This is a genomic window from Tardiphaga sp. OK245 (assembly GCF_900108575.1).
GTDB lineage: Bacteria > Pseudomonadota > Alphaproteobacteria > Rhizobiales > Xanthobacteraceae > Tardiphaga > Tardiphaga robiniae.
In genome coordinates this window covers 97,986-120,460 of record NZ_FNWZ01000008.1, presented here as the reverse complement: position 1 = coordinate 120,460, position 22,475 = coordinate 97,986, and the positions used below count along the sequence as shown (strand labels likewise).

The 22,475-nt window shown below is 61.2% G+C and carries 18 protein-coding genes; 9 read left to right on the top strand and 9 right to left on the bottom strand.

The window, feature by feature from the left end; genetic code table 11:
- Nucleotides 1-83 precede the first annotated feature (83 nt).
- Entirely contained in the window at nt 84-1,394 is a 1,311-nt protein-coding gene (locus BLW80_RS28935; protein ID WP_093761984.1) for a UDP-glucose dehydrogenase family protein, read from the bottom strand.
- Nucleotides 1,395-1,572: 178 nt separating this feature from the next.
- On the opposite strand from BLW80_RS28935, the gene BLW80_RS28930 reads away from it, so the two are divergent.
- From BLW80_RS28930 to ahcY, 3 genes are all read left to right on the top strand, one after another.
- The gene (locus BLW80_RS28930) at nt 1,573-2,928 is read left to right on the top strand and encodes a hypothetical protein (RefSeq protein WP_089268228.1); all 1,356 of its coding nucleotides are present in this window, start codon (nt 1,573-1,575) and stop codon (nt 2,926-2,928) included.
- Between the two features lie 60 nt (nt 2,929-2,988).
- Entirely contained in the window at nt 2,989-4,182 is a 1,194-nt protein-coding gene (gene metK / locus BLW80_RS28925) for a methionine adenosyltransferase (protein WP_089268239.1), read from the top strand.
- 142 nt (nt 4,183-4,324) lie between these two features.
- Complete coding sequence (gene ahcY, locus BLW80_RS28920) at nt 4,325-5,746, top strand: adenosylhomocysteinase (RefSeq protein ID WP_093761982.1); 1,422 nt, start codon at nt 4,325-4,327, stop codon at nt 5,744-5,746.
- A gap of 54 nt (nt 5,747-5,800) precedes the next feature.
- Here ahcY and BLW80_RS28915 read toward each other — a convergent pair whose 3' ends face one another.
- The 4 genes from BLW80_RS28915 to BLW80_RS28900 all read right to left on the bottom strand — a co-directional run bounded on the left by BLW80_RS28915 (nt 5,801) and on the right by BLW80_RS28900 (nt 10,540).
- Nucleotides 5,801-6,826, bottom strand: coding sequence for an LLM class flavin-dependent oxidoreductase (locus BLW80_RS28915; protein WP_093761980.1), 1,026 nt, complete (start codon nt 6,824-6,826; stop codon nt 5,801-5,803).
- Nucleotides 6,827-6,904: 78 nt separating this feature from the next.
- Complete coding sequence (locus BLW80_RS28910; protein WP_093761978.1) at nt 6,905-7,603, bottom strand: fumarylacetoacetate hydrolase family protein; 699 nt, start codon at nt 7,601-7,603, stop codon at nt 6,905-6,907.
- Nucleotides 7,604-7,681: 78 nt separating this feature from the next.
- Nucleotides 7,682-9,484, bottom strand: coding sequence for an ABC transporter ATP-binding protein (locus tag BLW80_RS28905; protein ID WP_093761976.1), 1,803 nt, complete (start codon nt 9,482-9,484; stop codon nt 7,682-7,684).
- A gap of 246 nt (nt 9,485-9,730) precedes the next feature.
- Entirely contained in the window at nt 9,731-10,540 is an 810-nt protein-coding gene (locus BLW80_RS28900) for an outer membrane protein (protein ID WP_093762010.1), read from the bottom strand.
- 342 nt (nt 10,541-10,882) lie between these two features.
- On the opposite strand from BLW80_RS28900, the gene BLW80_RS28895 reads away from it, so the two are divergent.
- The gene (locus tag BLW80_RS28895; protein ID WP_093761974.1) at nt 10,883-11,848 is read left to right on the top strand and encodes an AraC family transcriptional regulator; all 966 of its coding nucleotides are present in this window, start codon (nt 10,883-10,885) and stop codon (nt 11,846-11,848) included.
- Nucleotides 11,849-11,857: 9 nt separating this feature from the next.
- Here BLW80_RS28895 and galE read toward each other — a convergent pair whose 3' ends face one another.
- Nucleotides 11,858-12,871: a UDP-glucose 4-epimerase GalE gene (gene galE / locus BLW80_RS28890; protein ID WP_093761972.1), complete on the bottom strand. Its 1,014-nt coding sequence runs from the start codon at nt 12,869-12,871 to the stop codon at nt 11,858-11,860.
- A gap of 115 nt (nt 12,872-12,986) precedes the next feature.
- On the opposite strand from galE, the gene BLW80_RS28885 reads away from it, so the two are divergent.
- Nucleotides 12,987-14,045, top strand: a complete 1,059-nt coding sequence (locus BLW80_RS28885; protein WP_244528489.1) for a glycosyltransferase family 4 protein — start codon at nt 12,987-12,989, stop codon at nt 14,043-14,045.
- Here the strand turns inward: BLW80_RS28885 and BLW80_RS28880 are convergent.
- Nucleotides 14,027-14,557, bottom strand: coding sequence for an HAD family hydrolase (locus BLW80_RS28880; RefSeq protein WP_093761968.1), 531 nt, complete (start codon nt 14,555-14,557; stop codon nt 14,027-14,029). The genes BLW80_RS28885 and BLW80_RS28880 overlap by 19 nt on opposite strands.
- Nucleotides 14,554-15,627 carry a lipopolysaccharide heptosyltransferase II gene (gene waaF, locus BLW80_RS28875; protein ID WP_093761966.1) on the bottom strand — a complete coding sequence of 358 codons (1,074 nt, stop codon included), beginning with the start codon at nt 15,625-15,627 and terminating at the stop codon, nt 14,554-14,556. The genes BLW80_RS28880 and waaF overlap by 4 nt, the downstream gene beginning before the upstream one ends.
- Before the next feature lie 192 nt (nt 15,628-15,819).
- On the opposite strand from waaF, the gene rfaD reads away from it, so the two are divergent.
- The 3 genes from rfaD to BLW80_RS28860 are packed head-to-tail and all read left to right on the top strand — an operon-like array spanning nt 15,820 to nt 20,199.
- Nucleotides 15,820-16,800: an ADP-glyceromanno-heptose 6-epimerase gene (rfaD, locus tag BLW80_RS28870; protein ID WP_093761964.1), complete on the top strand. Its 981-nt coding sequence runs from the start codon at nt 15,820-15,822 to the stop codon at nt 16,798-16,800.
- A 22-nt stretch (nt 16,801-16,822) separates the two neighbouring features.
- Entirely contained in the window at nt 16,823-18,292 is a 1,470-nt protein-coding gene (rfaE1, locus tag BLW80_RS28865; RefSeq protein WP_093761962.1) for a D-glycero-beta-D-manno-heptose-7-phosphate kinase, read from the top strand.
- Complete coding sequence (locus tag BLW80_RS28860; protein WP_093761960.1) at nt 18,289-20,199, top strand: nucleoside-diphosphate sugar epimerase/dehydratase; 1,911 nt, start codon at nt 18,289-18,291, stop codon at nt 20,197-20,199. Before rfaE1 ends, BLW80_RS28860 begins: the two co-directional genes overlap by 4 nt.
- 7 nt (nt 20,200-20,206) lie before the next feature.
- Here BLW80_RS28860 and BLW80_RS28855 read toward each other — a convergent pair whose 3' ends face one another.
- Nucleotides 20,207-21,220 carry an MraY family glycosyltransferase gene (locus BLW80_RS28855; RefSeq protein WP_093761958.1) on the bottom strand — a complete coding sequence of 338 codons (1,014 nt, stop codon included), beginning with the start codon at nt 21,218-21,220 and terminating at the stop codon, nt 20,207-20,209.
- A 256-nt stretch (nt 21,221-21,476) separates the two neighbouring features.
- Here BLW80_RS28855 and BLW80_RS28850 point away from each other — a divergent pair, with 256 nt between their 5' ends.
- Nucleotides 21,477-22,475, top strand: coding sequence for an NAD-dependent epimerase (locus tag BLW80_RS28850; RefSeq protein ID WP_093761956.1), 999 nt, complete (start codon nt 21,477-21,479; stop codon nt 22,473-22,475).

Sequence of the window (22,475 nt, the reverse complement as noted above, 5' to 3'; positions counted from 1 at the left end):
GCTGTCGCCTGACCGGCGGCTCGCCAACAAAAATGCCCGGCTTTTGCCGGGCATTTGCATTTCCGTCTCCTGACGGTGAGCTCTCAGGACTTCCCGCGCCCGACGCTCTCATAAGTGAAACCGGCTTTCTCCATCTCCTCGGGGCGGTAGATGTTGCGCAGGTCCACGATGACCGGCTGCTTCATCTTCTGCTTCACTTGTGCGAGGTCGAGTGCGCGGAACTGCTCCCATTCGGTCACGATCACGAGCGCGTCGGCGCCAGTCGCGCAGGCATAGGCATCGTTGCAATAGGTGATATCCGGCAGTTCGTGCCTGGCCTGTTCCATGCCGACGGGATCGTAGGCCTGCACGGTCGCGCCGAGATCCTGAAGCGCGGTGATCAAGGGGATCGACGGCGCCTCGCGCATGTCGTCGGTGTTGGGCTTGAACGTCAGTCCGAGCACGCCGACGGTCTTGCCGCGCAGATTGCCGCCAAGCGCGGCAGACACCTTCCGGGCCATGGCGCGCTTGCGGTTATCGTTGACGGTGAGGACTGCCTCGACGATCCGCAACGGCGCGTCGTAGTCCTGACCGGTCTTGACCAGTGCGCGGGTATCCTTCGGAAAACACGAGCCACCGAAGCCGGGACCCGCATGCAGGAACTTCGCGCCGATGCGGTTATCGAGACCGATGCCACGCGCGACGTCCTGGACATCCGCGCCGGTCCGCTCGGCCAGATCAGCGATTTCATTGATGAAGGTGATCTTGGTCGCGAGAAATGCGTTGGCGGCGTATTTGATCAGCTCGGCGGTGCGCCGACCCGTATACATGATGGGCGCCTGATTGAGATAAAGCGGGCGATAGATCTCCGAGATCACTGCGCGCGCGCGCTCGTCGTCGGTGCCGACAACGATCCGGTCGGGATGCTTGAAGTCGCGGATCGCGGCGCCCTCGCGCAGGAATTCCGGGTTTGACGCCACGGCGACGTCGGCGTCGGGATTGGTTTCCTTGATGATGCGTTCCACATCGTCGCCGGTGCCGACCGGCACGGTCGACTTGGTGATCACCACGGTATAAGCGCGCAGGTTGGCGGCGATCTCGCGCGCAGCGGCATGCACGTAGCTGAGATCGGCGTGGCCATCGCCGCGGCGGGACGGGGTTCCGACCGCGATGAACACGGCATCCGCCGTCTTCACGGCTTCACTGAGGTCGAGACTGAAGCCGAGCCGGCCGCTTTTCACATTGCTGGCCACCAGCGCGTCCAGGCCGGGCTCGAAGATCGGGATCTCGCCACGGAGCAGGGCGTCGATCTTGCTGCTGTCCTTGTCCACGCAGATCACGTTATGGCCGAAATCGGCGAAGCAGGCGCCGGACACAAGGCCGACGTAACCGGTGCCGATCATCGCAATGCGCATGGAGAAAGCCCGTTTTGAGTAGTCGGAAGGCGAGAATTTGAACTTGGCACATCCTAGCAGAAGCGCGCGACTTTCACACGACGGCAGGCGGATCGAAGGGGGCATTTCATCTGTGGGCAGACTGTGCTAAAGAGTGGGCCAAGCATAATTCTGCCCACTTCCGGTCACATCCCCGCACATGAAGAACGATCAGATCCTCGGAATCATCTCGGATTTCTGCCGACAGGCGGAGATGGCGGAGTCGACCTTCGGTCGCCGGGCCGTCAACGACGGCAAGCTGGTGAATCGCCTGCGTGAGGGAAAGCGCATCACCATCGACACGCTGGAACGGATTCAGGCCTTCATTGCCCAATCGATGCCGGAGGGCGTGCCGCCGCCACGCGGGCTGGAGCCGCCAATCGAACGTCGCGATCCGCGCAGCAATTTCCGCTTCTTCGAGAACCGGCAGAAATACCTGCTGTTTGTCCATACCTGCTCGGAAAAGCGGGTCATTGCCGATCGCGTCGGCCTCGAATTGGCCAGCATCCATCCGCGCCCGCCAGCGCTGCGGGTGTTCGATGCGGGCGTTGGCGACGGCACGGTGCTGGCGCGGGTGATGCGCTCGATGCACGGCCGTTTTCCGCATATGCCATTCTATATCGCCGGCAAGGAGCTCAGCCTCGAGGACGTCCGGCTGACGCTGGACAAGGTGCCGGATCGGCTGTTCGAACATCCCGCCACGGTCTTCGTGCTGACCAACATGCATTATGCCGAGGCACCCACACTGACCCCAGCATCGCCGGCCGCCGCAGCCGCCATGATCTGGCACGAAGTTCCGCTGCGAGGGGCTTCGTCCGGCGAATTCGCCGACCAGATCGCCGGACTTGGAGCTTTTCTTGAGGACAACTGGCGGGCCAGCATCAACCCCAGATCGGGCATGCCGACCTATGAACGGCCTGTGGCGCTGGTGGTTTATCGCGAGGATCACCGGTTCCTGCTGGATTCGATTATCCCGCGGGCAGGGCGCACGGAGGCCAATTTCGACCTGATTATCGCCTCCCAGCCCTATCGGGCGAAGTCTTCGGTGCAATTTCGGGCCAAACGGATCATGGCGCCGCTGGCCCGGGCCCTGCGGGCAGGTGGGCGACTGATCGGTATCCATTCGCATGGGCAGGACCCCGGCATGGAGATCGTCCAAGCCGTCTGGCCCAAAGAAAACCCTTTCGCCGTGAGCCGTCATGAGCTATTGCGCGCAGTGAAATACGAGCTGGGCTCAGCCGGCCGCGATCTGAACTTCAATGCCTATTCCGACCAGCGGTCGATCTTTCGCTACGCCATGGAGGCGCTGCCGAACGAGGTGACCGGATCGATCGGAACTTCGACGGCTTTTGCAGCGTGGAACGCGGCGGTTTACGTGGCTCAAATCGAGGATGACCGTTTGACGGAAGTGACGGAGAGCGGCCGTTACCTGGATGCCACCCGAGAAGTTTTGCGCAAGCACAACGGTCTCTGGTTCTACGACGAATCCTACGTCATCTCGCGGCGTCGCGACTGACATTTCTGGAACAATGTGACAAAGGCTGCCGGGCTCCGGCGCAACCTAGAGGACCAGTTGATGCGCGCGTCTTATCTCTTCACCAGTGAATCGGTTTCCGAAGGCCATCCCGACAAGGTCTGCGACCGTATCTCCGACGAGATCGTCGATCTGTTCTTCCGCGAAGGCCCTAAGGCGGGCATTGATCCTTGGGATATTCGCGCTGCCTGCGAAACCCTCGCCACCACCAACAAGGTTGTGATCGCCGGTGAGACCCGCGGTCCATCCACCGTCACCAACGACCACATCGAAGCCGTCGTTCGCGCCGCCATCAAGGACATCGGCTACGAGCAGGACGGTTTCCACTGGAAGACCGCCGACGTCGAGATTCTGCTGCATCCGCAGTCGGCCGATATCGCACAGGGCGTCGATGCCAAGCAGCCGACCAATGCCGAAGAAGGCGCTGGCGACCAGGGCATCATGTTCGGTTACGCTACCAACGAAACGCCCGAGCTGATGCCGGCACCGATCTTCTACGCGCACAAGATTCTGCGCCTGATCTCGGAAGCCCGTCATGCCGGTACCGAAAAGGTGCTCGGTCCGGACTCCAAGAGCCAGGTCACCGTGCAGTACGAAAACGGCAAGCCCGTTGGTGTGCGCGAAATCGTCGTCTCGCATCAGCATCTCGTTGAGGACATGACCTCGAACCAGGTGCGCGAACGCGTCGAGCCCTACGTCCGCAAGGCGCTGCCGGATGGCTGGATCAGCGATAAGACGATCTGGCACATCAACCCAACCGGCAAGTTCTTCATCGGCGGTCCCGATGGCGACGCAGGCCTGACCGGCCGCAAGATCATCGTCGACACCTACGGCGGCGCAGCCCCGCATGGTGGCGGTGCATTCTCGGGTAAGGACTCCACCAAGGTGGACCGTTCGGCCGCTTACGCTGCGCGTTACGTCGCCAAGAACATCGTCGCCGCAGGCCTCGCCGACAAGGCGACGTTGCAGCTCGCTTACGCCATCGGCGTGGCGCGCCCGCTGTCGATCTATGTCGACACCCACGGCACCGGCAAGGTCGCTGACGATGCCATCGAGAAGGCCGTCGCTGCCGCGATGGACCTGACGCCGCGCGGCATCCGCAAGCATCTCGACCTCAACAAGCCGATCTACGCCCGCACGTCGGCCTACGGTCATTTCGGTCGCACGCCGGATGCCGACGGCGGATTCTCCTGGGAGAAGACTGATCTCGTCGATGCGCTGAAGCGTAACGTCTAACCACAAATTCGTCGTTCCGAGGCGTGTGCGCATCTTCGCGCATACGAACCCGGAACCCAGAAGTGACTATCACATCGAGATTCCGTGTTCGCTCGCGAAGGCGCGAGCGCTGCGGAATCGCTCTCTCATCAAGGATTAAAACATGACCGCCCCCAACGGTTTCACGGACTACATCGTCAAGGATATCAATCTCGCGCCATTCGGCCGCAAGGAGCTCTCGATCGCTGAGACCGAGATGCCCGGCCTGATGGCCACCCGCGAGGAATTCGGCCCGAAGCAGGTTCTGAAGGGCGCGCGTATTGCCGGCTCGCTGCACATGACCATTCAGACCGGAGTGCTGATCGAGACGCTGAAGGCGCTCGGCGCCGACATCCGCTGGGTCTCCTGCAACATCTATTCGACCCAGGATCATGCCGCTGCCGCGATCGCAGCAGCCGGCATTCCGGTGTTCGCCATCAAGGGCGAAAGTCTCAGTGAATATTGGGACTACACCGCCAAGCTGTTCGACTGGCATGGCGGCGGTCATCCCAACATGATCCTCGACGACGGCGGCGACGCCACCATGTATGTCCATCTCGGCCTCAAGGCCGAGAACGGCGACACGGCGTTCCTGGACAAGCCGGGTTCGGAAGAAGAGGAAGTGTTCTTCGCGCTGCTCAAGAAGCAGCTCAAGGAGAAACCGAAGGGCTACTTCAAGGCGATCGCCGACAGCATCAAGGGCGTCTCGGAAGAGACCACCACGGGTGTGCATCGTTTGTACGACATGCAGAAGGCTGGCACGCTGTTGTGGCCCGCGATCAACGTCAATGACTCCGTGACCAAGTCGAAGTTCGACAACCTCTATGGCTGCCGTGAATCGCTGGTCGACGGCATCCGTCGCGGCACCGACGTCATGATGTCCGGCAAGGTCGCCATGGTTGCCGGCTTCGGCGACGTCGGCAAGGGCTCGGCCGCTTCGCTGCGCCAGGCGGGTTGCCGCGTGCTGGTGTCCGAAATCGATCCGATCTGCGCATTGCAGGCGGCGATGGAAGGCTATGAAGTCGTGACCATGGAAGACGCCGCACCGCGCGCCGACATCTTCGTCACCGCGACCGGCAACAAGGACATCATCACCATCGAGCACATGCGCGCGATGAAGGATCGTGCCATTGTCTGCAACATCGGTCACTTCGACAACGAGATCCAGATCGCCACGTTGAAGAACCTGAAGTGGGACAACATCAAGCCGCAGGTCGACGAAATCACCTTCCCAGACGGCAAGCGCATGATCCTGCTGTCCGAAGGCCGCTTGGTGAACCTCGGCAACGCGACCGGACATCCATCCTTCGTGATGTCGGCTTCGTTCACCAACCAGACGCTGGCGCAGATCGAACTCTATGCCAACAACAAGGACGGCAAGTACAAGAAGGAAGTCTACGTCCTTCCGAAGTCGCTCGACGAGAAGGTAGCCCGTCTGCATCTCGCCAAGATCGGCGTCAAGCTGAGCACGCTCAGCAAGGAACAGGCTGCTTATATCGGTGTGAAGACCGAAGGCCCGTTCAAGGCGGACCACTACCGCTACTGAGTTTGTTTTGACGAATTGAAGAAGAAAAGCCCCGGAGTGATCCGGGGCTTTTTGTTATTTGAGCATCTCTCGGACCATCGGAATGACCTTTGTTCCGTATAGCTCGATACACGTCATCAGCTTCTCATGCGGCAATGGCCCCGCGCTGTATTTCAGATCGAAGCGCGAAATGCCGAGCGCCTTCGCGGTTTTCGCGATCTTCTTCGCCACGGTCTCTGGCGATCCCACATAGAGCGAGCCGTGTTCGGCTTCCTGATCGAATTCGCGGCGTTGCATCGGCGGCCAGCCGCGCTCCTTGCCGATGCGATCGCGCATTGCTTTGTAATCAGACCACAGTTCCTCACGCGCCTGCTCGTCGCTGACGGCGACATAGCCTGGCGAATGCACGCCGATCGGCTTTACCGGTCGCTTAATCTCGCCATAGGCGCGGTGATAGAGATCCACATAGGGTTTGAATCGCTCGGGCTCGCCGCCGATGATCGCCAGCATCAAAGGCATGTCATAGCGCACCGCGCGAACGACTGACTCAGGACTGCCGCCGACGCCAATCCAGGTCATCAGCCTGCCGGCCTCAATCGGCGGATAGACGCGCTGATTGGTGAGTGGCGGGCGGGTCGTGCCGCTCCAGGTTACTTCCGGCTCGGACGCGAGCGCGGCGAACAGATCGAGCTTGTCCTCGAACAGCGTCTCGTACTGGTCGAGCTTGAAGCCGAACAGCGGGAAGGATTCTGTGAACGAGCCGCGGCCGAGGATGACTTCGGCGCGGCCGTTCGATGCGGCATCCACGGTCGCAAAGCGCTGGAAAACGCGGATCGGATCGTCGGAGCTCAGCACGGTCACGGCTGAACCGAGGCGAATGCGCTTGGTGCGCGTGGCGATCGCCGCGAGCACGACTTCGGGCGCCGATACGGCAAAGTCTGCGCGGTGATGCTCACCGACGCCAAAGAAGTCGACGCCGAGCTGATCGGCGAGGACGGCCTCGTCGATGACATTGCGGATGACTTGTGCATGTGACAGCATTTCGCCGCCGGCGCCACGTGTGACGTCACCGAACGTGTCGAGACCTAGTTCGAGCGGCATGGATCGCTTCCCTGATGGAGCCGAAACGAAAAAGGCCGCGCGTGACGCGCGGCCTTTCGCAGTAAAGGCGTGCGTGACTTACTTGGGTTTGGTGATTTCGAACTTCAAGGTGCCGATGCCGTCGACGCCGCATTCGACCTTGTCACCCGGCTGAAGCGCGGCAACGCCCGCCGGGGTGCCGGTCAGGATCACGTCGCCGGCGCCGAGTTCGACCTGCAGCGACAGCTTGGAAATGATCTCGGCGATGTTCCAGATCATCTCGGACAGGTCGCCCTTCTGACGTTCGGTACCGTTCACCGAGAGCCAGATCTTGCCCTTCGAGGGATGACCGACCTTTGAAGCGGGGACCAGCGCGCCGGTGGGGGCCGACATGTCGAACGACTTGCCGATTTCCCAGGGCTGCTCTTTCTTGCGCGAGATGGTCTGGAGGTCGCGGCGGGTGAGGTCGACGCTGACGCCATAGCCCCAGACGTGATCGAGCGCCTTGTCCGGCGAGATGTTGAGGCCGCCGCTCTTCAGCGCGACGACGAGCTCGACCTCGTGCTGCATGTCCTTGGTCAGGGTCGGGTATGGGATTTCGCTGCCATCAGGCACGATCATGTCGGCATGTTTGGCGAAGAAGAAGGGAGGGTTGCGCTCGTCATTGCCGAGCTCCCGGATGTGCTCGAGATAGTTGCGGCCCACGCACCAGACACGGCGCACCGGGAATTTCGAAGTCTCGCCCTGAACGGCGATGGCGGCCTGCGGTGGAGGAGCGATAACGAACGATGCGGTCATGGACGGCTCTCGGGCTGGTTGTGAAGGCTGGGATTAAAACGGATGCCGTGCTTGCGCGGCAGAAAACAGAGGCAAGTCTTACGCCGACGCATGAAGCGGTGCCAGCGGCGAAGCATCACGATGTTGCAAGCGGAAGAACGACGCGTAGCGTCCGCCACGGCGCAGCAGGTCGTCGTGGCGGCCGCGCTCGACGATCTCGCCGCCCTCGACCACAAGAATGGCGTCGGCGTGCATGATGGTGTGCAGGCGGTGCGCAATGACGATCGTGGTGCGATTCTGGCAGAGATGCTCGATGGCTTCCTGCACCGATTTTTCGGATTCGGAATCCAGCGCTGCGGTAGCTTCGTCCAGCAGGATGACCGGCGCGTTCTTCACCAGCGCGCGCGCAATGGCGATGCGTTGGCGCTGGCCGCCGGAGAGTTGTGCGCCATGCTCGCCGACCGGCGTCTCGTATCCGAGCGGGAAGCCCATGATGAAATCATGGGCGCAGGCGGCCTTGGCTGCCGCTACGATCTCGTCTTCCGTCGCGCCCGGTTTGCCGAAGGCGATGTTTTCGCGGATGGTGCCGCGGAACAGATAGACGTCCTGGCCGACATAGGCGGTCTGGCCGCGCAGCGAGCGCCGCGACACCTGGCCGATCGACTGGCCGTCGATGGTGATATCGCCTTCGCTGACCTCATAGAGTCGCAGCAGTAGTGCCAGCACGGTGGACTTGCCGCCGCCGGAGGGACCGACCAATGCGGTCACCTTGCCGGGCTCGGCGACGAAGCTCATGCGGTTGAGCACCACCTCATTGGGGCGATAGCGGAACGTCACGTCATGCAATTCGACGCGCGCATCGGTCAGTTTCAGCGCCGGTTTGTGATCGTCGTTGGGTTCGGAAGCCGGACTGTCTACGATCTCCAGCAGCGTATGCGCGCCGATGATCTGACTGTTGAGATCGATGTTCAGCCGCGCCAGCCGCTTCGCCGGCTCATAGGCCAGCAGGAAGGCGGTGACGAAGGAAAAGAATTGCCCGGGTGTCGCGCCCATGGCCACCACGCGATAGCCGCCATACATCAGCGACGCCGCGATGGCGAAACCGCCGAGGGTTTCCATCAGCGGGCTAGAGCGGCTGGAGACGCGCGCCATCTTGTTGGCGTTCTGCTCGACGGCCGTGATGCTCGCTTCCATGCGTTGCTGCATGGTCTGTTCGAGCGTGAACGCCTTCACCGTGCGGATGCCCTGCAGCGATTCCTGCATCACTTCCAGAATCTCGGTGGTCCCGGTGAACTGGTTGCGGGCGAGACCCTTGATACGGCGGACCAGCTTGCGCAGCACCAGCATCGCGGGCGGCGCCACCAGGAAGCCGAACAACGCCATATAGGGGTCCTGCATCACCATCACGCCGACCAGCGCGATCAGCGACAGCAGATCGCGGCCGACGGCGTTGATCAACAAGCTGAGTACCTGCGTCACCGAATTAGCGCCGGCGGTAAGCCGCTGCAGGAATTCCGACGAATGCCGCTCCGAGAAGAAACCGATGCTCTCGTTCATCAGCTTGGCGAACAGCCGGCGCTGATTGTTGGCGACAATGGCGTTGGAGATCTTCGACAGAATGACGGTGTGGCCGTAGGTCGACGCGCCCTTGATCAGGAAGATCACCACCACGAAGCCCGAGAACAGGGCGATGCGCTCGATGCTCTTGTCCACATAGGCCTGGTTGATGACCTCGCCAAGCATATAGGCGGCGCCTGCGGTGGTCGCGGCGGAGACCGCCATCAGCAGGAAGGCCAGGAGGTAGCGCCGCCAATAGGTGACCGCCTGTTCGGCGACCAAGCGGCGGATCAGCGCCCAGGCGCCGTAAGGATCGTCAGTGACTTTGCGAGTAATCTTGGCCATCCGCGGTCCAGCGACGGCGCCGGGCAGGGATTTGCCGAGGCGCCAGGGTCAGCTTGCGAAACAGCCGCCTGATTGCCCGTTAAATCGCGGTTTTTCAAGCCAAAATCGGGCTTGCCAAGACTTTGTTAACCCGTTGGTCCGGCGGCATCTGCAGCCGGATTCGGGCCGATTTTGCCCTAGAATCTCTCGGAAGCACGGCACGCGACAGGTACGCGCCATGCTTCCGGTCGGCAGGATGTAGCCCGATCAGAACCGGTAATTCACCCCTGCTTTCATGGTGTGGAACCTGGTATCGACCGCGATGCTGGAGTTGGAGGAGAAGCCATTGGCGATGTCGTTGACGGCAGTGGAGAACAGCGTGCTCCGGCCAAGATCCACATAGAGATATTCGGTCTTGAACGACCACTGCGGGGTGAATGCGTATTCGAGGCCCGCACCGGCGGTCCAGCCCCACTGTGTCTGGCCGGCCGACACCGCCGCAACCTGGCCGAGCACACCATTCGGGCCGGTCAGAGTAAAGTTCCCGTTGGTGTTGACCCGGCCATAGGCGCCGCCGCCGGTGCCGTACAGGAACACGCGGTCCCATGCATAGCCGAGCCGGCCGCGAATCGTGCCGAACCATTCGACTTCGGAGCCGGTGCCGAATGCTGCGGACGTGGTCACGCCGTTATTGTTCAGCGTCTGATTGCCCTCGAAGCGGCCCTTGATGCCGGACCACTGGAAGTCAGTCTCGATGCCGACGACGAAGCCGCCGTTGTATTGATAGTTGTAGCCAGCCTGTCCACCGCCGAAGAAACCGCTCGAGGTCAGGCTGAAATTGCCGTTGGTGCTGGCAACGAGCGCGGCTGCCTCTGCCTGCAACTGCCGCTGTGTAGCCTGGAACGGATAGTCGAACTTGTCGCCGCCGAAACCGACATTGGCGCCGACATAGAAGCCGGTCCAGGAGAACACCTGGACGGGCGCGACTGGCGCCTTCACCGGATAGGGCATGTCGGCCGCAATGGCAGGAACGGCTGCACCGATAAGCAGTGCTGCGCCAGCGAATACTCTCTTCATGATCAGGCCCCTCAGTTTCTTGCGCGCGGCAAGTGATTTCCGATGCATCGCCGTCATCAGCGATCGCATGTGAAGTGTCGTCGAGCGAAGACATCTGCGAATGATGTCGGGACTCGCGGCTTCCACTTGCACAATGACAGGGCTGGCGGAGAGGTCTTGTTCACGCGCGTAGCAGATTTTAGTTCTCGCGCACTGCCACTAAACTTCGCGTCGATGTGGCGCTGTCGCAACAGCACATATGCGCACTATACAAAAATGGTCGCAGAACATCGCTCTGCCGAGATTTTTCGTGATGAGTTTGTTCTGTGTTGCTACACTATTCGTCGGAAATGAGTTGGACGTATGCATCAGGCCAGTTTTGTCTCAGATGGATTTGATCCGGAATTGCTGGATCATCAGAAATTCGCACTGTGGTGCGAAAACATGGAAGCGCTCACCTGCTGCGTGGACATCACACGTGCTGAAGATCGGCCATTCTCGGCCTTCGTGCACTGGGCAGATTATTCGAAGGTGCGGGTCACGCGGTTCGGCGGCACGTTCAGTCGAATCCGGCGATCCAGAACGGCAATCTCGCGCGGACCCGACGATGATTTCTGTTTGATGTTTCATCGAGGCGAGGGGATGCTGGTTGTCGATCAGGTCGGGCGCGAGACGGCCTTGTCGTCAGATCGCGCATTTCTTGGCACAAACGGACGTCCGGCCGATTTGCGATCGGATGCGGATTTCTCGTCGACGACGCTGACCGTCAGCAGGGAGCGCCTGTTGCCCCTCATTGGCAATGTCGACGATCTCCTGATCCAGCCGCTCGACGAACGGCGCGCAGCCGTTGCTCATTTACGGCGCTACATCGACATCTCGGTCGATCTGCTGCGCGATCCGCATGATGCGGAGCTCGACAGCCATATCAGCACAACATTGCTGGATCTGACGGCGCTCGCGCTAGGTGCCCGCGGCGACGCTGCACAACTTGCGTCGATGCGCGGTCTGCGCGCGTCGCGAACGCAGGAAATCATCGCAGAGATCGATCGCCATTTCGCGGAGCCGGATTTCTCGGTGGGGCAGGTCGCGCGCCGGCTGGATGTGTCGCCGCGCTATCTCCAGGACCTTCTGCAAGATACCGGATCGAGTTTCACCGAACGCCTTCTGGAGCGCCGTCTGCAGCATGCAATGCGTTTGCTGACGAGCGAGCAGGGTGATCGGCTGAAGATCAGTGAAATCGCGCTAGCCAGTGGCTTCAACGAGATCTCATACTTCAATCAGCGATTTCGGCGGCGTTTCGGCGAGACGCCGACGCAGTGCCGGCGCTGATCTAACTACTCAGGCCGACTTCGCTATCAATTCGATCCCATAGCGCTCGCGGGCGAGCTTCTCTTCCCAGGCCAGCGCGTGGCGGGCGATGGTTTCGAGATCGTCGTATTGGGGCGTCCAGTCGAGCGTCGCGCGGATTCGGGACGTATCGGCAATCATGGTCATGATGTCGCCGTCGCGGCGCGGCGCGTATTGAACCGCGAAATTTCGGCCCGATGCACGGCGCACGGCTTCGATGGTTTCCAGCACCGAATAGCCGCGGCCATAGCCGCAATTCAGGGTCGTGGATGCGCCGCCTTCGCGCAGGTAGCTCAATGCGGCGCGGTGGGCCTGAACGAGGTCGCTCACATGGATGAAGTCGCGGATGCAGCTTCCGTCGGGCGTCGGGTAATCGGTTCCGAACACGTCGATCTTGCTGCGCTGGCCGGTGGCGGCCTCGACGGCGATCTTGAGCAGATGCGTTGCGCCCATGGTGGCGAGGCCTGTGCGGCCCTGCGGATCGGCGCCGGCGACGTTGAAGTAACGCAGCGCGACAAACTCCATGCCATAGGCCGGTGCGATGTCGTGCAGCATGATCTCGGTCATCAGCTTCGACGATCCGTAAGGCGACAGCGGACGCGTTGGGGCATCTTCTGCCACCGGCGTGAAATCGGGATTGCCGTAGACGGCAGCGGTCGATGAGAAGATAAATTTTTTGACGCCGCACTTCACTGCCGCGCTGAGCAGGTTGCGTGTCGTCATCGTGTTGTTGCGATAGTAGGCAAGCGGGTCGCGCATCGATTCCGGCACGACGACAGAGCCCGCAAAATGGATGATGGCGTCGATGCCATGGGCAGCAATGACGCCCTCGACAAGGTTCTCATCAGCGACATCGCCGATAAACAGCGGAACGCCCTCGGGGAGATATGTTGAGAAGCCCGTCGACAAATTGTCGATCACGACCACGCTCTCGCCGGCTTCCACCAGCGCATGGACCATGTGACTTCCGATATAACCGGCGCCGCCGGTGACAAGGACGGTCATTGGATTTACTCACTCTCCCGTTTTGGGAACGCTATCGCGCCCGGGATGAAGAGTGGGTTTCGACGGCCGGCAACTGGCCACTATGCTTAATGTTGCGTATAGGAAATCGGGCGAAATGGAGTCACCTGTGCCGATTGCGGGCAAAACGGCCGATAAACTGCAGCTGATCGTCACGAATCTGCACTGGCGCTACTCCGGTGTGACGGCGACCAATCGTATGGTGGCGCCGAAACTCGCAGACATGTTCGACGCGGCTTGGCTTGGATCCGACGCGCCCGCCGGCATTGCGCGCATGGATATCGGCGATCTCGTGAAATTGTGGCTGCGCCGCAAGCCTGTGATTTGGCACGCGCGGCGCAACAACGAGATGATTGCCGGCGTTCTGCTCAAGGCGCTCGGGTGGCCGATGAAACTGCTCTTCACCTCGGCAGCGCAGCGCCATCATACCTGGATCACACGCTGGCTGATCAGCCGGATGGATGCCATCATCGCGACCAGCGACATTTCCGCGTCATATCTGAAACGGTCTGCGACGGTGGTGACGCATGGTGTGGATACCGACCGCTACGCGCCGCCCATCGATCGCCGAGCGGCGTTTGCCGAGGTGAAGCTACCGGGGCGCTATGCAATCGGCTGCTTCGGCCGCGTGCGCGCGCAGAAGGGCACCGATCTGTTTGTCGAGGCGATGTGCGAGTTGTTGCCGCGCTATCCCGATTTCATCGCCGTCATCGTCGGCGCGATCACGCCGGATCAGATCGGCTTTGCCAATGAGCTCAAGAAGAAGATCGCCGATGCCGGTCTGCAGTCGCGCATCGTCGTCACCGGCGAGTTGCCGATCGAAGAGGTCGAGCGATGGTATCAACGCCTGACGATCTACGCTTTCACTTCGCGTAATGAAGGCTTCGGTCTGACGTTGATCGAGGCTATGTCGGCGGGAGCTGCGTTGGTCGCAACGCGTGCGGGCGCCGCGGAGATCGTGGTCGAGGAGGGCGTGACCGGCAAGCTCGTGCCAACCGGCGATGCAGTGGCACTCACGCTGGCATTGGAGCCGCTGATGCGCGATCCCGATGCCGCTGCAGCCATGGGTGAACGTGCACGCCAGCGCGTGCTCGACAAATTCAGCCTCGATGCGGAAGCGCGCGGAATCGCTGAGGTTTATCGCAGGCTGCTCTGACCCTGCAGGATATCCGCAACGAACGCGTCCAAGTCGCCGCCTGCAAACAGGAAGCCGGGCAGGTGCGCAGCCTTGGCCGCTTCGATATCCGAATCGCGGTCGCCGATGGCAAAACTACCTTTGCGTTGCACAGGCCAGTGCTGCATCAGGTCGAGGATCATGCCCGGGCTCGGCTTGCGCCAGTGATGATCTTCCAGATAGCCAGCAACTGATCCAGCCGGATGATGCGGGCAATAGCGGACGTCATCGATGCGGGCGCCTTGTGCCGCGAGTTCGGAGCGCATCCACTTAAACAGCGTATTGAGTTCGTCTTCGGTGAAATAACCGCGTGCTACGCCGGACTGGTTGGAAAACAGGAAGACGAAATAGCCGGCATCGTTGAGCCGGCGAATAGCCTTGGCCGCGTTCGGCATCCAGCGGATGCGATCGGATGTGCCCATATAGCCGTCGTCGTAATTGATGACGCCGTCGCGATCGAGAAACGCTGCGGGCTTTGCTTGCGTGGTCGTCATATCTGCGCGCTTCTGTTGGACGCCTCGGCCATCACGCTCTGGATAATCTCGGCGACATCGTCGGCCGGAATGTCCCGCATGCAGGCATGGTTGTTCATGGTGCAGACCGGTCTGTGACACGGCTGGCAGGGAACGATGGTCTTGGTCTGCACGGTGGCCGCCAGCGGATTGAGCGGTCCCCAAAGCTGTGGGCTGGTCGGTCCGAAAATGCCGACGGTCGGCGTGCCAACGGCGGCCGCAATATGCATCAGGCCGGAATCATTGGCCACGGCGACATTGGCGGCGGCCATGCCGATCACGCCATTGCGCAGGTCGTTGGTCGTAAGATCGCGAGCGCGGGGACCGGCGGCGGCAATGATTTCGTTGGCGAGGTCCTTCTCGCCCGGGCCGCCGATGATCCAGACGTCCAGCCCGCGCTCGACCAGCAGTTTTGCGGCCTCGGCATAATAGGTCCAGCGCTTGGACGAGCCCACTGAGCCGGGACCGAGCGCGACCGCCGGACCGGTTCCCAGCCCATTGGTCTGCCGCCAGCGCGCGATCTCGTCGGCGGGCACGCGGAACTGGGGTACCGGCCATTCCGGCGGCAGTGGCGTGCCGTCCGGCAGCGCCAGCGCGCATTTCTTGTCGATCATGCGCGGCAGTTTCTTTTCGCCCCAGCGCCACTGGTTGATCAGGCCGAAGCGCGCCTCGCCGACGAAGCCGATGCGCTCCGGGATGCCCGCCAGAGCGGGTGCCAGAGCCGATTTCCAGGTCCGCGGCATCACCAGCGCGGTGCCATAGTTCCGAGCGCGCAGGGTGGCCGCCAGTTCCCATTGCTTGGCGAGCGCGAGCTGGCTGCGCGGCAGGTCCCAGACGATGCCTGCGCGCACGCCCGGCATGTAGTCGACCAGCGGGGCGACCAGTCTGGTCACCAGCAAATCGACCGGCCGGTTCGGCCAGCGCTCTTTCAGGACCCGGACGACCGTATGACCCCGAACGAAATCACCGATCCACATATAGGGCACGATCAGGATCGGCCGGGTATCGTCCGGATCGACCATCACGCCCTGGTATGGGGAATTTACGTTCATTCTTTCAAGGACTTCGCTGTTCTGCCGCGGGCTATATCCGGCTCACGTCGGTACCCGCTCCATTCGGACAGGTAAAGCCATTTGGGATGTTTCCAACCATGTCCCCATGGCGGCGACGAACATCCCGTTGCCCAAGTTGCCTGTGGGGCAGGGTTGAGGCAAAGGTGGGTCAATCATGAGATCGGGGACTTCATGCTGCTTGTGACCGGGGGAGCCGGTTTTATCGGATCGAATGTCGTGGCCGCGTTGAATGACGCCGGCCGCGCGGACGTGGCCGTCTGCGATGTGCTCGGTCATGATGGAAAATGGCGTAATCTTGCTAAGCGGCAACTTGCGGATGTGGTGCCGCCAGCCGAGCTGATGGACTGGCTGAAGGGCCGCAAGCTCGATGCGGTCATTCATCTCGGCGCGATTTCGGAAACCACCGCGACCGACGGTGATCTTGTGATCGAGACGAATTTCCGCCTCTCGATACGCCTGCTGGACTGGTGCACGGCCAATGCGACGCCGCTGATTTATGCATCGTCCGCTTCGACCTATGGCGATGGTGCGCAGGGCTTTCGCGACGAGCAGACCGTTCCCGAACTCAAGAAACTGCGGCCGATGAACCTCTACGGCTGGAGCAAGCACCTGTTCGACCTCGCAGTGGCCGAGCGCGTCGCCAAGGGCGAAAAGATGCCGCCGCAATGGGCCGGCCTGAAGTTCTTCAACGTGTTCGGGCCGAACGAGTACCACAAGGGCTCGATGATGAGCGTGCTGGCGCGGCGCTTCGACGACATCAAGGCCGGCCGCGGCATCCAGCTGTTCAAGTCACATCGCGAAGGTATTGCCGATGGCGATCAGCGCCGCGACTTCATCTATGTCGAGGACGTCGTCCGCGTAATGATGTGGCTGCTGGCGTCACCCAATGTCAGCGGCATCTTCAACGTCGGCACCGGAACCGCACGCAGCTTCAAGGATCTGGTGCTGGCTGCCTATGCTGCACTCGGCACCAGGCCGAACATCGACTATATCGATATGCCCGAGCAGATTCGCGGCAGCTATCAGTATTTCACGCAGAGTGAAGTCGATCGGTTGCGCGGCGCCGGCTACAACGGCGGTTTTACAACATTGGAAGATGCGGTCTCGCATTATGTGAAGGGCTTCCTCGACCAGCCCGATCGCTTCCGTTGACGGCACAACAGGTACCGGTGTGATGTTTGATTTCGACGCCCTGTCGCACGCGATTGCCGACCAGACAGTGCTCTGCGTCGGCGATCTGATGCTCGACGAATTCGTCTATGGCGAGGTGTCGCGGATTTCGCCGGAAGCGCCTGCGCCGGTCATCGCGGTTCGGCGCAGCGAGATCAATATCGGCGGCGCCGGCAATGTCGCGCGCAATATTGCAGCCCTCGGCGCGAAATGCATCTTTGTTGGCCTGGTCGGTGAGGACGATGCCGGCGTAACGCTCAAGAATGCGCTCGCGCAGGAGTCTCTGATCGAAACATTGCTGGTCGCGGATTCATCGCGCCCGACGACACGCAAGGTGCGCTTCGTGTCCGAGCATTTCTCGACACATATGCTGCGCGCCGACTGGGAACTGGCTACACCGGCGTCTGCGGTCATCGAGAAGCAATTGATCGATACGATTCTGCCGCAGCTCGCGCGTGTCGACATCGTACTGCTGTCCGACTACGCCAAGGGCGTGCTGACCGCGCGGGTGATCCGCAACGTCATCGACGCGGCGAAGAAGCTCGGCAAGCGCGTCATCGTCGATCCCAAGAGTGCAAATTTTGCGATTTATCGCGGCGCGACCTTGCTGACGCCGAACCGCAAGGAATTCGCCGAGGCAACGCGTAGCCGTGCAGACAGCGACATCAACATCGCGACCGCCGCGCAGGAAGCGATGATTCTGGCGGACTGCGCCGCGATGCTGGTGACCCAGAGCGAGCATGGCATGACGCTGGTGCCGCGCGATGGCGAGCCCATCCATGTGCCAGCGCTGCCGGTCAAGGTGCGCGACGTCTCGGGTGCCGGCGACACGGTGGCGGCGATGCTGGCTGTAGCGCTCGCGGCCGGAGCTGACTGGGAAGCGGCATTGCGCGCGGCAACTGCCGCAGCAGCGGTCGCTGTCAGCAAGAAGGGGACGGCGGTGGTCACACCGTCCGAACTGCGTCGCCGGATTTTGCCGCATGCATTTCTGGCCGCTGAAGAGAAAATCGTGGCATCGACTGAGCTCAATGCGCAACTGGCCGACTGGCGCAAACAGCAGTTGCGGATCGGTTTCACCAATGGCTGTTTCGATATCCTGCATCCCGGTCATGTAAAGGTTCTGACGGCTGCGCGCGCGACTTGCGATCGCCTGATCGTCGGCCTCAACAGCGACGCGTCGGTGAAGCGTCTGAAGGGCGAGGGGCGCCCGGTGCAGGACGAACGCGCCCGCGCAGAAGTGCTTGCGGCGCTGGAAGCGGTCGATCTGGTTGTGATTTTCGAAGAGGATACCCCACTGAACCTGATTACGCAGATCGCGCCGGCGACGCTGGTCAAAGGCGGCGATTACACGCGAGAGCAGGTGGTCGGCCATGAGGTTGTCGCCGCCAACGGCGGAGAGGTGATCCTGATCGATATCCTGCAAGGCCACAGCACGACGTCGCTGGTCGAGCGCGCGCGCAGCGGACAGTCATGACACGCATCACACAGTTTTCTGCCCGCAACTGGCTGATTGCGACGCATGACGCCATCGTCACGGCGGCCGCGGTCGTTCTCAGCTTCGTGCTGCGTTTCGATGGTGAAAATCTGTGGGATCGGCTGCCGCTGCTCCTGAAGATCCTGCCGTACTTCGTCGTCTTCAGCTTTTTCGTCTGTTACCTGTTCAATCTGACGACGACGAAGTGGCGCTTCATTTCGCTGCCCGATTTGCTGAACATCATCAAGGCATCCACGGTGCTGACGGGCGCGCTTCTGGTGCTCGACTATATCTTCCTGGCGCCGAACGTGTACGGCACGTTCTTCCTCGGCAAGACAACGATCATCATCTACTGGTTCATCCAGATATTCTTTCTGAGCGGATCGCGACTGGCCTATCGCTATTTTCGTTATACGCGTACGCGCAATCAGGCGCGCGCGATGGATGCGTCACCGGCACTGCTGATCGGTCGTGCGGCCGATGCCGAGGTGTTCTTGCGCGGCATTGAGAGTGGTGCCGTCAAGCGCATGTGGCCGGTTGGTATCTTGTCGCCGGCGATGTCCGATCGTGGACAGGCGATCCGAGGTGTGCCGGTCCTAGGCGGCATCGACGATCTCGGTAATGTCGTTGATGACTTCAGCACGCGGCAACGCCCGATCGAACGGATCGTGATGACGCCGTCGGCGTTTGAAGCAGAGGCGTTACCTGAGTCGGTATTGATGCGTGCGCGCAAGCTCGGGCTGACGGTTAGCCGGATTCCGTCGCTCGAGGAAAGCCGCGATACGCCGCAATTGGCGCCGGTGGCAGTCGAGGATCTGTTGCTGCGGCCGAGCGTCAAGATCGACTATGCCCGACTGGAGAATTTCGTGCGCGGCAAGGCGATCGTCGTGACCGGTGGTGGCGGCTCGATCGGCTACGAGATCTGCGACCGCGTCATCACGTTCGGCGCGGCACGGCTGCTCATTATCGAGAATTCAGAACCGGCGCTTCATGCGGCTATGGAAAAGCTGGCGGCCAAAGTCACCAGCGCAGCGATCGAGGGCCGCATCGCCGATGTCAGGGACCGCGAGCGCATTCATCAACTGATGATCGCCTTCAGGCCGGATGCGGTGTTTCACGCAGCCGCGCTGAAACATGTGCCGATCCTGGAGCGTGACTGGGGCGAGGGTGTCAAGACCAACATCTTCGGTTCTGTGAATGTCGCCGATGCGGCGCTCGCATCGGGCGCTGATGCGATGGTGATGATCTCGACCGACAAGGCAATCGAGCCGGTGTCGATGCTCGGCCTCACCAAGCGTTTTGCCGAGATGTATTGCCAGGCGCTCGATGGCGACGCCATCAGCGGCAGTGACGCCAAATCACCCATGCGGCTAATCTCGGTGCGGTTCGGTAATGTTCTGGCGTCGAATGGGTCCGTCGTGCCGAAGTTCAAGGCGCAGATCGAAGCCGGTGGGCCGGTGACGGTGACGCATCCCGATATGGTGCGCTACTTCATGACCATCCGCGAGGCCTGCGATCTAGTCGTCACCGCTGCAACCCATGCGATGAATGCGCAGCATGCCGACGCATCGGTCTATGTGCTCAGCATGGGGCAACCGGTGAAGATCGTCGATCTCGCCGACCGCATGATCCGGCTGTCCGGTCTTCAGCCCGGCTACGATATCGATATCGTGTTCACCGGTGTCCGACCGGGCGAGCGGCTCAACGAGATATTGTTCGCCGAGCAGGAGCCAACCAGCGAGATCGGTATTGCCGGCATCGTCGCTGCCCGCCCGAACGAACTGCCGTTGGAGACGTTGAACAGCTGGCTTGCGATCTTGCAGAAAGCCATTGAGGCGGATCAGCACGAGGTCGCTGTGGCGACGCTGAAGGATGCGGTGCCGGAATATCGGGCGGCGGCGCAGTGAGTCGGCGTCAGCGGCGCGGCGTCGAGAATGCCCGCAATGCCGTGGCGACGGCGACGCTGCCAAGGACAAGCAGAGCTGTGTCGGCGACGCCTGAGCGGAAATAGATCGACAGCCCGGCCAGGGCCGCCAGGCCGATATTGAGTACGAACACCGTTCGTACCACCTCGATCACGGTGAAGCCATTGTCCGTCGCGCGCTGATAGAAGTGCGAACGATGCGCCAGCCATACCGGTTCGCGTTTTGCCAACCGCCGCAGCAGGGTGATGGTCGCATCGGCAAGGTAATACAGCGGCAGCAGGATGGCGGCAGCCAGATGGTGCGCATAGGCGAGTTGCAGGAAGCACCAAGCCAGCAACAGCCCGATGGGGAGGCTGCCGACGTCGCCCAGAAACATCTTCGCAACGGGCCGATTGAACGGCGCGAAGCCGAGTGTGGCGCCGCAGAGCGCAGCGGCAATGAGCGCCGTTGATAACGGCAGTTGCCCGGAGAAGCCGATCAGCACCAGCGCCGCGGTGATCGGAATCACTTCGGCCACTGTGATCCAGTCGAGCCCATCCATGAAATTCACGAGATTGACGAACCAGAGTGCAGCCAGCAGCAGCAAGCCGCGTTCGATCCAGAGAGGCAGGTCCGGTGTAATCTGCAGTGTCGGGGGCAGAGCAAACAGGATCGCGGCAATACTGACGGCTTGCAGCAGCAGTCGCGGCGCCACGGAAATCGGACGCAGATCATCAATCGCGCCGATGGTCGCGATCAGGATCGTTGCACCGAACAGCACCCACAGCGCCGGTGTCGCTGAAACGGAAAGACTTGCAATCGAGCACCCGGCAACCAGCAGCGCGACTGATATCACCGCGATGCCGGCGCCTTGCGGTGTCGGCACCTTGTGGGACGATCGGGCGTTCGGTCGCGCCATTGCATAGCGGATGAGCAGCGGATGAATAGCGTTGATGCAAACCGCGGACAGAACGGCGGCTACAACTAGAGCGACGAAGGTTGTAATCAATTCGAATGACGACATCGGGATGACATTGATCGCAGGAAAGACATGCGTTGCGGGGAAGATTTGGGTCGCAATGAGACAAATAGTTCGGAGTTATGCACGGCGGCTCTTCTTATCCTGTTTTCACGGCATAGCTAGCGGCGAAGGCCGCGCTTCTGACGCAATCGGATGCTGCGATGCCGAAGTGTTGCAACATCATCGCCTGGATGGCTAATGGAATGCGACACGGATCGTCATGCAACATGGCGATTTCTGGCGAATGTCTGGGGACACGATGTCTGAACAACCCATCCTTGTCACCGGTGCTGCCGGCTTCATCGGTTTCCACGTGACGCGGCAGCTGCTGGCCGAAGGCCGAACGGTCGTTGGTCTCGATAGCGTCAACAGCTATTACGATCCGGCGCTGAAGGAGGCGCGGCTGAAGCTGCTGGAGGGCCAGCCTCGCTTTACCTTTGTGAGGGCGAATCTGGCAGATCGTCCCGCGATCTCGGCGTTGTTTGGCGAATACAAATTCCCGGTCGTCATTCATCTCGCAGCACAAGCCGGCGTTCGCTATTCGATCGATCAGCCGCACGCCTATGCCGATGCCAACCTCGAGGGCTTTCTCAATATCCTCGAAGGATGCCGGCACAATGGCTGCGCGCATCTGCTCTATGCGTCGTCATCCTCGGTCTATGGCGCCAACAAGAAGAAACCGTTCTCCGTCAGCGACAGGGTAGACAATCCGATCAGCCTTTATGCTGCGACGAAGAAGGCCAACGAGTTGATGGCGCATTCCTACAGCCATCTCTATCGCCTGCCGACCACCGGGCTGCGTTTCTTCACCGTCTATGGTCCTTGGGGTCGGCCGGATATGGCGATCTTCCTGTTTACCAAGGCGATTCTCGACAAGCAGCCGATCAAGCTTTTCAATCAGGGCAACATGCGCCGCGACTTTACCTATGTCGACGACGTTGTCGGTGCTATCGGGCGGCTGATTGATCATGTGCCGACGGGTAGTGAGGACGAGGCGCCAGCGCGAATCTACAACGTCGGTAACCACAAGCCGGAGGACCTTTTGCATGTGGTCTCGGTTCTTGAGAAAGAACTCGGGCTGGAAGCCATCAAGACGATGTTGCCGATGCAGCCGGGCGATGTGCCTGAGACTTTTGCCGATGTGGACGATCTGATGCGTGACGTCGGCTTCAAGCCGGATACCTCGATCGAGGAGGGGATTCGGCAATTCGTGACGTGGTATCGCAGCCACTACGGTAATCTGAACGCGAAGGGTTGA